Origin of the sequence: Streptomyces cynarae, from assembly GCF_025642135.1 — a bacterium.
In the GTDB taxonomy this organism is placed as follows: domain Bacteria; phylum Actinomycetota; class Actinomycetes; order Streptomycetales; family Streptomycetaceae; genus Streptomyces; species Streptomyces cynarae.
Map to the genome: position 1 here is coordinate 8,840,448 of NZ_CP106793.1, position 11,765 is coordinate 8,852,212.

An 11,765-nucleotide genomic window follows, 5' to 3' on the forward strand; every position below is an offset into this window, starting at 1 on the left:
GTGGCTGACGGGTTGCCGCTTCCGGTGGCCGTCAGTGACGTGCAGCGTTTCTCCGCACGTACTGCACGATCAGGTAAGTGGCGAGGATGACGGCCAGGCTGAGGACGCTGAGGTAGAGCTGCGAGCGGGCGTCCGGGACCAGCAACATGGAGCTGACCACGACCAGGATGCCCGCCAGGGTGATCCAGCTCAGGTACGGGTAGCCCCACATGCGCAGCTTGAGCCGCTCGGGCGCCTCGCGCTCTAGCTGCCGCCGCATGCGCAGCTGTGATCCGGCGATGATTGCGTAGACGAACAGGCCTACGGCTCCTGCGGAGTTGATGATGAAGTCGAAGACGGTGTTCGGTGCGATGTAGCTCATGATGACGGCGACATAGCCGGCCGAGGTGCAGGCGAGGATGGCCTTCCAGGGTGTTCCCCTGCGGTTGCGGTCGGCGACCCATCTCGGCGCCCAGTTGTTGCGCTGGAGCGCGAAGAGCATCCGCGAGGCGGTGTACAGGCCGGAGTTCAGCACGGACAGCACAGAGGTGAGGACGACGACGCTGATGATGGTGCTCGCTGCGGGGATGCCCATCTTGCCGAAGGCGGCCGCATACGGGCTGGTCTGGGTCGGGATCTGGCCCCAGGGGGTGATCATCACCAGCAGGGTCACCGAACCGACGTAGAAGATGATCACACGCCAGACCGTGGAGGAGGTCGCCTTGACCACCGACTTCACCGGGTCCGCGGACTCCGCCGCCGCGATGGTCACGATCTCTGTGCCGACGTAGGCGAAGATCACCATCACGATGCCGTGCAGGATCGCCGACAGCCCGTGGGGAGCGAAGCCGCCTGCGGTGACGTTGCCGACCGACAGCTTCGAGCCGGGCCAGATCCCGAGAGCGAAGAGGGTGCCGGTGAGGAGGAAGACGACGATCGTGACGATCTTGATGGAGGCCAGCCAGAACTCGGTCTCACCGAACGAGCGAGTGGACACGAGGTTCGAGGCGGTGAGCAGCGTCATCAGGAGCAGCGAGAAGACCCACTGGGGTACGCCTGGTATCCAGAGCATGAGCAGTTTGGCGCCGGCTACCGCCTCGAATGCCACGACGCCGACCCAGAAGTACCAGTACAGCCAGCCGATCGTGTAGCCGGCCCAGCCGCCGAGCGATGCTCGGGCGTATTCCATGAACGACCCCAGGGTGGGGGAGGCGGTGGCCATTTCTCCCAGCATCCGCATGACGAGGATGACCAGGAGGCCGCCGAGGGCGTAGGAGAGGATGCTGGCCGGTCCCACGGCGTGGATGACCGCTCCACTGCCGACGAAGAGGCTCGCGCCGACGATGCCGCCGAGGGCGATCATTCGGACGTGTCGCTGCCTGAGTGTTCTGGGTGCGTCGGACTGGGTGTGCTCTGAGGCGAGCTCGGGAGTTGTCTGCACTGTGGGAGCCTTTCTGCGGCGTCGTTGCACTGATCGCGGATGCGAATGTGGACTCGGATGTGTCAGCGGTGCGCCAGAGCGGCACGTCGGCGCGCGGCGTCGCGGATATGGAGGTGGGTGCCCGCCTGGCGTGACAGCGGGCCGAAATGGGACAGGCCTCTTGGCATCGTTTGTGACCAGCATCGAGCCGCTGTCCCAAGGCAGTCCTTCGACTGCGCGAACGGTGGGCCGTCGCGGTGCTGCGCAACTGTAGGACAGTTCTACTGTTGAGCGCTAGAGGTGATTCTCGGTACGATCAGGCCATGACGGCACTCGAGGGACTCGACGGATTGGTAGCCCGCAGGACGACGACCGCCCAGCAGGTCGCGGACGGGCTTTCGGAACGGATTCTCGCGGGTGCCTTCCGCCCTGGTGAGCGTCTACGTGAGAGCGCGATCGCCACCGAACTCGGCATCGCACGCAACACGGTCCGCGAGGCAATGCGTCTGCTCGAGCACGGCGGTCTGGTCCGCTTCGAGGTGAACCGCGGGGCCGTGATCATCTCTCCGACACCCGAGACGGTCGCGGAGCTCTACACCGCTCGCGAGCGCCTGGAGACGGCAGCGCTGGCCACACCCCTCACCGATGACCGGCTCGCCGTCGTGGAGGAGGCCTACAGCAACCTCGACTCGGCGACCTCATCACATGAACGTGCTGACCTCGTGACCGCGGACCTGGCCTTCCACGCCGCGATCGTGGCAGCCCTCGGCAGCAGCCGCATCGATACGTTCTACGCCGGACTGACCCGCGAACTGCGCTTTTACCTCATGGCCCTGTCCGCCTACGAGCGCGAGTACGAGAATCCCCGCAAGGTGGTGGGCGAGCACGAGCCGCTCATGGACGCGATACGGGCGGGTGATGCCCAGCGCGCGCAGCGCGAGGTGAGCCACCACATCGCCACCAACGCCGAGAGGGTGCAGCGGATTCTGGCTACCGACAACGAACATTGAGGCTCGCCGCCCGGGGGTCTGGACCGACCCTGCGGAGCGCCGCGCACTCACCGACATCTAGCTCCAGCAGATCAGCCTGGACGCCGGCCTGCTCGGTATGGAGATCCTGGAACAGCTCCACAGGGTCTCTCTCCACAGCAGCCGAGACGTCCTTGCGTCGCTATCTGTGAAGCGGGGACGCCGTACCCAGCGCGACCTCCCCGGAGGCGGGCGCGACGCACGGGAAAATGGGCCGCCTAGTGCTCTGACCGCTTAGGTTCGCCGGGTCGGACGTCGGGCGGTTGGATGTGCGGTGATGTCCGATCCGACCGCTGGAGGGGCGATGGCTGAGCCTGTCCGGGTGCGCAGACTGACCGACGACGTACTGGCCGCCGAACGCAAGGAACGCGCCCGGATCCGAAGTGAAAAGGGCATCCACTGGGGCGGACGCCCCCTCGCCACTGCGGCCTGATGCGCGGCATGCCGCCTTCACTCGCCGGCTATCAGTCTGACAAGGGCAGCGTGCCTGCAGTGAGGAAGAACGTGACGGCGTAGGTAAAGCGGCCTGCGCGCACGGCATCGTCGAACTGGGCCACGAACCGGTCCGCGTCCTTGGGGTCGAGGTAGCCCCGGGCTGCGGCTGTGTGCGCCCAGGTGCGCAGGCCCATGACATTGTCGGCCGCCGACGGGTCGCGCACGACCAGAGTCCAGGCTTCCACCGTGATGTCATGGATGCCGCGGGCCGCGAGCAATCCGGCGTGCCGGTGGGCCAGCGAGCCGTTGCGCAGGCCCACGTCGGCCCTGAAGCGCAGCACCCGGCGGGCGAGCTCCTGGTCGTCAATGTCGAGTACCTGGGTGTCGTAGTCCGGGTCTGCCAAGACGACCCGGCCGCCGGGGCGGACCACCCGCAGCAGCTCGTCCAGCACCCGGGCCGGTTCGACGACGTGCTGCAGGACCCGGTCGGCCCAGGCGCCGTCGAACCGACCCGCTGCGAACGGCAGCCGGTGCCCGTCCGCGACAGCGGCGCGTGGCAGTCCTCGGTCCCGTGCCTGCGCGATCATCGTCAAGGAGCTGTCGACCGCGACGACCTCTGCCCCATTGCGCGAGCGCAGGGCCACGGCGGCGTCCCCAGTACCCGCTCCGACCTCAAGAAACAGCCCGCCGGGCTCGGCACGCAGGAACTCTTGCAGCCGCTGCTTGTATGTGGCGTAGAACGGCTCCGCACTCAGCCGGTCCAGGACCTCAACCCACTCGGCGGGCCGAGGCTGCGTGTCCACCGACGTGAAACCGTGAGCAACACCGTGATCGTTCATGGGAGCACGCTAGTGCCGCAACAGGCAACGTTCGCCCCGTCGCGACGCCCGGCACGCTCCCCCAAGCTCTTCGAGCAGGGGGACTCCCACTCGCCGCACCGGCCGAAAGCCCAAGTACGTCCAGTACGAGGGCTTCCGGCCGGCACTCCCCAAGCTCTTCGAGCAGGGGGTACCCCCAGAGCACGCACCGGACGCCGTTCCTTGACGGGCAAACGTTGCCTGCCGCGGCACTAGTGCTGTGACCGGGATGGTTCACCGTGATCGGAAGCGGGCTCGCGGGGCGAGCGCACGCGAAACGGCTGGTATTAATGGGGCATGCAGGAAGAGATTGCACGCTCCGCGATCGACACGTTCATCTCCGCGTTCAACGCCTCGGACGACAGCTATGTGACTGCCCTGCTCTCCCAGGCTCTGACCTCAGACGTGGTCTTCTGGGGGCCGTTGGGTCGCAGCGAAGGAATCGCGGCGGTCGAGCGGTTCGTGCTGGACATCCGGCGCCACCCCGCGGGGACCGGCACGATGGTGCGCTGCTCGGCGGTGGACATGCCTGACGAGTGGGCCCGGTACCAGTGGGTCTTTACCATGCCGGATGGAGGACCCCGCCTGGCGGGAACGGACGTCGTCCATCTGCGGCGGAGCCTCATCGACCAGGTCATCGTCTTTGCGGGAGAGATCGATCCGTCCGCCTCCTGAGTCATCCTTCTGTCGCTGTCCTTCTCCTGGACTTGTCCCCTTCGGCGTTCGGGGGCTGCGGTTCGCAGTTGGTCAGGCTGCGGTGTCGAGGGGGCGTCCGCCCCAGCGGGTGCCCTTCTCGCTGCGGACGCGGGCGCGTTCCTTGCGGCATCGGCAGCGCTCCCTGCGGGCCCGGCGTGCGGCCCACCCGTCAGCTTGCTGCAGGACCGATGTCCTTCGCGGTGGAACGCATCGCCGGTTGACCGTGTCTCAGGCCGGCTCGACAGCCGGCGGTGCGACCGACTCCCGCACCATGAGATGGGTTCCCAGCACGACGTGGTCGATGTCCTGGCGCGCTGCGGGGTCCAGTTCCATGACGTGTCGGACGGCGGCCCGGCCGAGCTCTCGGTAGGGAACGTGCACGGTGGTCAGTCGGGGGGTCATGTCGATCGTCATCGGGATGTCGTCGTAGCCGACCACGGAGACGTCCTCGGGAACCTTCCTGCCCTGTTCGCGCAGGACCTGCATGCACCCTGCCGCGGTCATGTCGGAGGCGGCGAAGACGGCGGTGAACGCGACCTGGCGGGCGAGGACCTCCCGCATCGCGCGCACGCTTGCCGCGCGGCTGAAGTCGACGACCACCTGCAACTCGGGGTCCGGTTCGATGCCGAAGGAGGTCAGCGCCCGCAGGTACCCGGCGAACCGTGCCTCCGAGGTGGTGTATCCCTCTCCCTTGCCGACGAAGAGAATCCGTCGGTGGCCCTGCGAGAGCAGGTGGGCGGTGGCCGCGTAGGCGCCCGCCTCGTTGTCGTAGTCGATGACGGTCACCGGCAGCGGCTCCCTGGGCGGTGGGCAGCCGCACAGCACCAGGCGGGAGCCGGCCGCGGCAAGGGACCGGGCGTAGGCCACCAGTCGGCCGTGCGACTCCTCGTCGTTGTCGGTCCCGCCGATGAGGATCACTGCCTCGGCACCCTGTGCACGCATGAGGTCGATGACCTTCGACTGGCGCTCCCGGCTGCCATTCGTGGTGCAGACGACGCACAGCCGGCCGTAGCGGGCGGCCTCCTCCTCGACTCCAGCCGCGGCCTCGGCGAAGGACGGCCCGGTGATGTCGTGCAGGACGAAGGCGATGGTGCGGCTGGCACCCGCCTGCAGAGCCCGGGCCTGGGCGTTGACGACGTAGTCGAGCTGGCGGACCGCGCGCATCACCCGGTTCTTCGTGGTCACGGAGACCGGGTAGTTGCCGGCAAGGACACGCGAGACGGTGGCGTTCGACACACCTGCCATCTGCGCGACGTCGCTCAGGGTCGCGCGGCGCCGCGCTCCCTCGCTCGCCGCGGGAAACGATTTCTTCACACCTTTTCCACCGCGGACCGTCCTGTCGGACCGCGCGCGGTCGCCGTCGCCGTTTGTCTTCGTCACACTCTGAAAGTACTGCACATCAAGTGCCCCCCGATCAGTACGGCCGCAATCCGGCCGAGGACGTCAGTCCGCTCTGAGAGCGGCGGCGGCCGGCGCCGGACGGCGGGTGACGGCTGTCCGGCGGAACCGGCGGCATGCTTGCCAGCTCGTTCCGGGTTCCGTAGTCTCGGGCCATAGCAATCGCTTACTATCCGGCATCTCCCTGTCATGCGATTTCCTGAGAGAAAACGTTAACTCATGACCCTGCAGCCACGCCGTCGAGCCACCTCGGACATCCGCTGCACCCTCGCGATGTCACCCCCCGGCCTGGCGGACCATCTCTTTCCCGATGCCGTCCGGCGCCGCCTGGAAGGGGCCGTGAAGGTGTCCCCGCAGATCCTCACCGAGTTCACCTCCCCGTCCTCGCGCGCCGAACTCGCCGACACCGACGTCCTGCTCACCGGGTGGGGGTGCCCCCCGCTGGACGCCGACGCCCTCGCCTGTGCTCCTCGACTCGCGGCGGTGGTCAGCGCCGCAGGCTCCGCCCTGCCGCCGCTGCATGCAGATCCGGTGCTCGCCAAACGGCTGCGCTTCGCCAACGCCGGCGCCGCCAACGCTGTTCCAGTAGCGGAGTACAGCGTTGCCATGATCCTGCTGGCCGGAAAGCGGATCTTCGAATCCGCCAGGCTGTACCGCGAGCGCAGGGACTTCATCGACCGTGAGGCGGCCTTTCCCGACGCGGGCAACTACCGGCGGACGGTGGGGCTGATCGGTGCCTCACGCATTGGCCGACTCGTCATCGAGCGCCTGCGGCAGAGCACCGACCTCAGGATCGTCGTGGCGGACCCGTACCTGTCCGTCGAGGAGGCCGCACTTCTCGGCGTCCACGTGGTCGGCGTTCCCGAACTCATGCGGTCGGTCGATGTCGTCTCGGTGCATGCTCCACTGTTGCCCGAGACGAGAGGCATGATCACAGCCGAACTGCTGGCGCTGCTGCCGGACGGTGCGACGGTCATCAACAGCGCCCGGGGGGCGTTGATCGACCAGGACGCGCTGCTCGCCGAACTCGCCGCAGGGCGCCTCAACGCGATCCTCGATGTCACCCACCCCGAGGTACTGCCCGCCGACCACCCGTTCTACGACCTGGACAACGTCTTCCTCACTCCGCACATGGCCGGTTCCGTCGGCAACGAACTGCGCAGGATGGGAGAGCACGTGGTCGATGAGGTGATCAGGTTCGCACGCGGTGAGGACTTCGCGAACCCGGAGCACCCGCAGTCCGCGGGCGCTCCGATACCGGCGGCCGAGTGACGCCGCCCACGACTGAAGAAAGGGCAGGCGGCGAGAAATGGGGTAACGGCGCCCTGAGCCTGAACTTCGGGATATCTCCCGAGAGCCACGTGCGTCTGCTCAGCCTGAACGGGTCGGCCGAGAGTCGTGCAGCGCTCCCGCTCGGCGAGGTGGAGGTCACGGGTCACGGCCGGGTCGGGACCTCGGACAAACGCCATGTCGACTCCGCAGCCGGGGCCCGGCTGCGCTATGAGCACCATGTGGCCGAGGCCGGGCATCTGACAGTCCATCTGCACGGCCCCGAGACCGATCTGCGGGTCTCGGTCCACTACCTGCTCATGGGGAAGTTGCCGGTGGTGCGGTGCTGGAGCGAGGTGACGGCGGGCAGCAGGCAGGCGCGGATCGAGAACGTCTCGTCGTTCGTGCTGGGCGGCGTGGCCTCGCTGCCGGGCGACCGTATCCGGTGGCAGCACCGGCTCCAAGTGGCGGCGCCTTCGCCTTGACCACGCACCTGCTCAGTTCCGGGCGCCGCCGGGTGAGCTGTCCGGGCCGGGTGCAGGGGCTTTCCACCAGTGCCCAGCGCATCAGCGGCCTGTGCCACGACCCTGCACTGACCGTGGACGGCCTCTTCTTCCGCAGTTCGGGCTACCGGCGGTGCGCAGGCTGCTCGCCTCCCGCGCAGGCTTCGGCGCGGTGGTCGCGGCCACCGACATTGTTGCGGCCGGCGCGATACAGGCGCTGCGTGAGGAAGGCATCCAGGTGCCGGACGACGTCACCACCGCGGGCTACGACGACATCACGACGGCGCTCGACGTGTACCCGGCACTCACCACGGTCCACGTTCCGCACGAGGAACTGGGCCGTGCCGCGGTAGGCCTGGCCCTGCACCGCGAGGAGTTCCCCGAGACCGGCACCAGTTCTTCGGCACACATGTCGTCGTCCGGGACTCCACCCGGACCCCGGCCGATGACCTGCCCGGCCTGCGCGAGGCGTGCCGAGTCCTGGATCGATGGATAGTAAACGATCTCTTTCAAACTGCTTCGGACCTCGTCTTCGTAGGTGCGGACTTGGTCCCACGAGGGGCGGACAGTGCCTCTTAACAGAGGATTTTCCTGCCTGACATCTTGCTTCGGGGGGCGACGAGCACCTAGCTTCCGTAGAGAGCGATTTCTGTGATGGTTCCGTTCCGGTACGCACGGACGGGCAAGGCGATCGGGTCGTCATTCATGCCCGGACCCCTGGGAGGGTTTTCATGAACCGCAAGAAGGTCGTACTGGCCTCCGCCACCGCGATGGCGCTGTCCGCGGCCCTGGTCGCCTGCGGCGGTGGAAGTGAGGGCGGTACCGACTCCAGCGCGAACGGCCCGGTCACCATCAAGTGGTGGACCTGGGACGAGGCCAAGAGCACCGAGCCGGTTGCCGCCAAGTTCAACGCGACCCACAAAAACGTCAAGATCCAGGTGGTCAAGCAGGTCGACAACCCGGGAGCGATGGCCAACCTCCGCAACGCCGTCGCCTCGGGCAAGGACGTCCCGTGCCTGGTCAAGAACGGCGCGGAGGTCCCAGGCCTGGTCGGTGAGGGACTGCTCGCCGACATCACCCAGTACCTGGAGCCTTACGTCAAGCAGGGACTCTTCATCCCGGCATCGGTTCCCGCCATCCAGGCCGGGGGCAGGGACTACGCGATCCCGACCGGATTCAACCCCTCGTTCATGGTGATCAACCGGAAGGTCTACGACCAGTACGGCATCAAGCCCCCCAAGACCTGGGACGACGTCATCGCGGCCGGCAAGGAGTTCAAGAAGCACGGCATCTACGTGATGAACCTGGCCGGCGAAGACCCGTCGACCCTGGTCAATCTGGTCCAGCAGGCCGGAGGCTCCTGGTACAAGCAGGACGGGGACAAGTGGAAGGTGGACTTCCTGTCCCCTGAGTCTCTCAAGGCCGGGAACATCGTCCAGCAGCTGGTGGACAACGGCATCGTCGCCAACCAGACGTACACCGACCGGCCGGCACTCATCAGCTACTTCGACTCCGGCAAGATGGTCTCCCTGCCGACCCAGACATGGCAGCTGGCCAAGTACGAACTCAACTACAAGAAGACGCTGGGGGACTGGGAACCGATCGACCTCCCGCAGTTCTCCGACGCGACATCGTTCACCACCCAGGCGCACAACGCCAACACCGGCATGCTCGTGCCCAAGGGCTGCGCCCACCTGAAAGAGGCCACCGAGGCCGGTGTCTGGCTGAACACTTCCAAGGACGCGATCGATGCCTCCTACCAGAAGGACACCAAGCAGTACACCTGGCCCGGCGCGATCCCCGACCCGTCGCCGTGGGTGGACTCCGCCGTCCCCCCCAAGCTCTTCGGGCCGTACCGGCCCGAGGCGAAGACCGTGATCCTCAAGGCGGTCGCCAGTGCCAAGGACTCCTGGGTGGTCGGGCCGAACTACACCGGCGTGTTCGCCGAACTCCAGGACCAGTGGGCGAAGATCGTCACCAAGAAGATCACAGTCCGGCAGGCGCTTGAGCACATGCAGACGTACACCGTCGCCGACCTGAAGTCCAAGCACATCAACGTCGAGGGCTGACAGCAATGACCGTCGTCGAGCAGCAGCCGTCCCGCGCGCCGGGTCTGCGCTGGCGCAGAGTGATGGCGCTCAAGGGCGCCTCCCTCACCGTGCCGTTCTTCCTCGGGTTCGGGCTCTTCACCGTGACGCCGATCGTCATGGCCCTCAGGAAGAGCCTGTACCGGGAGCAGAGCTCAGGACTGGGATTCGGGGGCAAGACCGTCGAGTTCGTCGGACTCGACAACTTCACGAAGGGGCTCCAGGACACCCACTTCTGGGGCGCCATGGGCCGGGTCGCCCTCTTCGGGGCGATCAGCATCCCGCTGATCCAACTGGCCGCCGTGGGACTCGCGCTGCTCCTCGACGCGGCGTCGCAACGAGTCGCCAACCGATTCCGGATCGCGCTCCTCATCCCCTACATGATTCCCGGCATCGTCGCGACGCTCATCTGGATCTACATCTACAGCCCGGCTGTGGGACCGCTGACACCATTCTTCAAACATCTCGGAATCAGCGCCGACTTCTACAGCGGCTCCATGATCTGGATATCCATCGGCAATCTGATCGCATGGAGCAGCATCGGCTTCAACATGCTCATCGTGTACTCCGCGCTGCGGGCACTGCCGACCGAGATCTATGACAGCGCCCGCATCGACGGGGCCTCGGAGTGGCGTATCGCCTGGTCGATCAAGGTGCCGCTGATCCGCAGATCCCTGGTGCTGACCAGTGTGCTCAGCATCATCGGAGCCCTGCAGATATTCAGCGATCCCGTGCTGTTCCGGTCGATGACGCCTGAGACAGTCACCCGTGACTTCACCCCGATCATGGACATTTACGACTGGGCCTTCAGCCAGGGCGAGTTCAACTACGCAGCCGCCCTGTCGATCATCCTCGCGGTCGTCGTCGGCACCACCTCGGCGATCTTCTACCGGCTCACGAACAAGGCGCCCACCTCATGACCACGACCATGAACAGGACGAACGGCCGTGCCGTCGCACCGAAGCCGGCCGGCACGAGGCCAGTCCGGCGGCGCAGCGAGGGCAGTCAGCCCCACCAGGCCACCCGTACCAAAGCACTCGTCATCACCGGCCTCGTTCTCTTCCTGATCTACTCGCTCGCTCCTGTCTGGTGGCTGATCGTCTCGGCGACCAAGAGCCAGCGGGACCTCTACACCACCAACGGCCTGTGGTTCTCGACCATCCACCTCGGGACCAACCTGCGGCAGCTGTTCACCTACGAGGACGGCATCTTCCTCACCTGGATGCGGAACACGCTGATCTACGGGTTCCTGGGCACCGCAGGTATGACCCTGATCTGTGTGGCCTGTGGCTATGCCCTTGCCATGTACGAGTTCAAGGGCCGCGGATTCCTGATGGGCTGCATCATCGGGTCGTTCCTGATCCCCGGCGCCCTGCTGACCATTCCCTCGTTCCTGCTCTTCACCGACCTGAACCTCGTCGACACCCCGTCGGCCATCATCCTCCCGAGCTTCTTCAACGCCTTTTCCGTCTACCTCGCCAAGGTGTACGCGGAGGGAGCCGTCCCGCCCGAGCTGCTGGAGGCGGCACGTATCGACGGCGCGGGGGAGTACCGGATCTTCTTCACGATCGGCGCCCGCCTGATGTCCACCGGCGCCGCGACCATCTTCATCCTCGGCTTCGTCGGCATGTGGAACTCGTTCTTCGGTCCGCTGGTCTTCCTGCGCAGCAGCACCAAGTGGACGGTCATGCTCGGCCTGTATTCCTGGCTGAAGGTGAAGACGGACAGCTCCGTCGACCTCACCGGCATGGTGGTGGTCGGATCGATCATCTCGCTGATCCCGATGGTGATCCTCATGGTCTCGATGCAGCGCTATTGGCGTTCGGGGGTCACGCTCGGCAGCCTCAAGTGACCCCGCGTCCGCCCGGCGCACGTAACGGCCGGCTCCTGGCTCCCTGGTGAGGGCTCCTGGCTGTACGGGCCGCGATCGGGCGCTGTGCTGCGCGGAGCGGAAACCGCCGTCGACGAAGCCGGCTACGACCTGGTCGTCTCGACGGCACGCGCTCCCTCGAGCGAAGGAGGGTTCGTTGACCGGTGGTGCACAGGCTCGCCGCGCGCGGATCCTCCGGTGTGCTGTTCGACCTCGCCGGACC

The 11,765-nt window shown here is 66.7% G+C and carries 12 protein-coding genes; 9 read left to right on the forward strand and 3 right to left on the reverse strand.

Features of this window, described 5'->3' with window-relative positions; translation table 11 throughout:
- Nucleotides 1-31 precede the first annotated feature (31 nt).
- On the reverse strand, nucleotides 32-1,342 hold the full coding sequence (locus N8I84_RS40090) for an amino acid permease (protein WP_263234425.1): 1,311 nt from the start codon (nucleotides 1,340-1,342) through the stop codon (nucleotides 32-34).
- 380 nt (nucleotides 1,343-1,722) lie between these two features.
- Between N8I84_RS40090 and N8I84_RS40095 the strand changes: the two genes are divergently transcribed.
- Together N8I84_RS40095 and N8I84_RS40100 are read left to right on the forward strand one after the other, a co-directional pair.
- The gene (locus N8I84_RS40095; RefSeq protein ID WP_263234427.1) at nucleotides 1,723-2,409 is read left to right on the forward strand and encodes a GntR family transcriptional regulator; all 687 of its coding nucleotides are present in this window, start codon (nucleotides 1,723-1,725) and stop codon (nucleotides 2,407-2,409) included.
- Nucleotides 2,410-2,731: 322 nt separating this feature from the next.
- Nucleotides 2,732-2,860 (forward strand): hypothetical protein, encoded by a 129-nt coding sequence (locus N8I84_RS40100; protein ID WP_263234428.1) that lies wholly within the window; start codon nucleotides 2,732-2,734, stop codon nucleotides 2,858-2,860.
- A gap of 31 nt (nucleotides 2,861-2,891) precedes the next feature.
- Here N8I84_RS40100 and N8I84_RS40105 read toward each other — a convergent pair whose 3' ends face one another.
- The gene (locus N8I84_RS40105) at nucleotides 2,892-3,701 is read right to left on the reverse strand and encodes a methyltransferase domain-containing protein (protein WP_263234429.1); all 810 of its coding nucleotides are present in this window, start codon (nucleotides 3,699-3,701) and stop codon (nucleotides 2,892-2,894) included.
- 315 nt (nucleotides 3,702-4,016) lie between these two features.
- On the opposite strand from N8I84_RS40105, the gene N8I84_RS40110 reads away from it, so the two are divergent.
- Entirely contained in the window at nucleotides 4,017-4,394 is a 378-nt protein-coding gene (locus tag N8I84_RS40110) for a nuclear transport factor 2 family protein (RefSeq protein WP_263234430.1), read from the forward strand.
- A 249-nt stretch (nucleotides 4,395-4,643) separates the two neighbouring features.
- Here the strand turns inward: N8I84_RS40110 and N8I84_RS40115 are convergent, their stop codons facing one another.
- Nucleotides 4,644-5,729, reverse strand: coding sequence for a LacI family DNA-binding transcriptional regulator (locus N8I84_RS40115; RefSeq protein WP_263234432.1), 1,086 nt, complete (start codon nucleotides 5,727-5,729; stop codon nucleotides 4,644-4,646).
- 303 nt (nucleotides 5,730-6,032) lie between these two features.
- On the opposite strand from N8I84_RS40115, the gene N8I84_RS40120 reads away from it, so the two are divergent.
- The 6 genes from N8I84_RS40120 to N8I84_RS40145 all read left to right on the forward strand — a co-directional run bounded on the left by N8I84_RS40120 (nucleotide 6,033) and on the right by N8I84_RS40145 (nucleotide 11,524).
- On the forward strand, nucleotides 6,033-7,085 hold the full coding sequence (locus tag N8I84_RS40120; RefSeq protein ID WP_263234433.1) for a hydroxyacid dehydrogenase: 1,053 nt from the start codon (nucleotides 6,033-6,035) through the stop codon (nucleotides 7,083-7,085).
- Nucleotides 7,086-7,174: 89 nt separating this feature from the next.
- Nucleotides 7,175-7,567: a hypothetical protein gene (locus N8I84_RS40125; protein ID WP_263234434.1), complete on the forward strand. Its 393-nt coding sequence runs from the start codon at nucleotides 7,175-7,177 to the stop codon at nucleotides 7,565-7,567.
- Nucleotides 7,568-7,718: 151 nt separating this feature from the next.
- Nucleotides 7,719-8,081: a substrate-binding domain-containing protein gene (locus tag N8I84_RS40130; RefSeq protein WP_263234435.1), complete on the forward strand. Its 363-nt coding sequence runs from the start codon at nucleotides 7,719-7,721 to the stop codon at nucleotides 8,079-8,081.
- A gap of 235 nt (nucleotides 8,082-8,316) precedes the next feature.
- A complete protein-coding gene (locus N8I84_RS40135; RefSeq protein WP_263234436.1) occupies nucleotides 8,317-9,654 on the forward strand; it encodes an ABC transporter substrate-binding protein in 1,338 nt (445 codons plus the stop codon).
- 5 nt (nucleotides 9,655-9,659) lie between these two features.
- The gene (locus N8I84_RS40140; protein WP_263234437.1) at nucleotides 9,660-10,592 is read left to right on the forward strand and encodes a carbohydrate ABC transporter permease; all 933 of its coding nucleotides are present in this window, start codon (nucleotides 9,660-9,662) and stop codon (nucleotides 10,590-10,592) included.
- The gene (locus N8I84_RS40145) at nucleotides 10,589-11,524 is read left to right on the forward strand and encodes a carbohydrate ABC transporter permease (RefSeq protein WP_263234438.1); all 936 of its coding nucleotides are present in this window, start codon (nucleotides 10,589-10,591) and stop codon (nucleotides 11,522-11,524) included. The genes N8I84_RS40140 and N8I84_RS40145 overlap by 4 nt, the downstream gene beginning before the upstream one ends.
- The last annotated feature ends 241 nt before the right edge of the window (nucleotides 11,525-11,765 follow it).

Excerpts from the sequence above, each read along its gene's own strand:
- N8I84_RS40145 (WP_263234438.1), top strand. The coding sequence starts at position 10,589 with ATGACCACGACCATGAACAGGACGAACGGCCGTGCCGTCGCACCGAAG.
- N8I84_RS40120 (WP_263234433.1), top strand. The coding sequence starts at position 6,033 with ATGACCCTGCAGCCACGCCGTCGAGCCACCTCGGACATCCGCTGCACC.
- N8I84_RS40090 (WP_263234425.1), bottom strand. The coding sequence starts at position 1,342 with ATGATCGCCCTCGGCGGCATCGTCGGCGCGAGCCTCTTCGTCGGCAGT.
- N8I84_RS40100 (WP_263234428.1), top strand. The coding sequence starts at position 2,732 with ATGGCTGAGCCTGTCCGGGTGCGCAGACTGACCGACGACGTACTGGCC.
- N8I84_RS40105 (WP_263234429.1), bottom strand. The coding sequence starts at position 3,701 with ATGAACGATCACGGTGTTGCTCACGGTTTCACGTCGGTGGACACGCAG.
- N8I84_RS40095 (WP_263234427.1), top strand. The coding sequence starts at position 1,723 with ATGACGGCACTCGAGGGACTCGACGGATTGGTAGCCCGCAGGACGACG.
- N8I84_RS40135 (WP_263234436.1), top strand. The coding sequence starts at position 8,317 with ATGAACCGCAAGAAGGTCGTACTGGCCTCCGCCACCGCGATGGCGCTG.
- N8I84_RS40110 (WP_263234430.1), top strand. The coding sequence starts at position 4,017 with ATGCAGGAAGAGATTGCACGCTCCGCGATCGACACGTTCATCTCCGCG.
- N8I84_RS40140 (WP_263234437.1), top strand. The coding sequence starts at position 9,660 with ATGACCGTCGTCGAGCAGCAGCCGTCCCGCGCGCCGGGTCTGCGCTGG.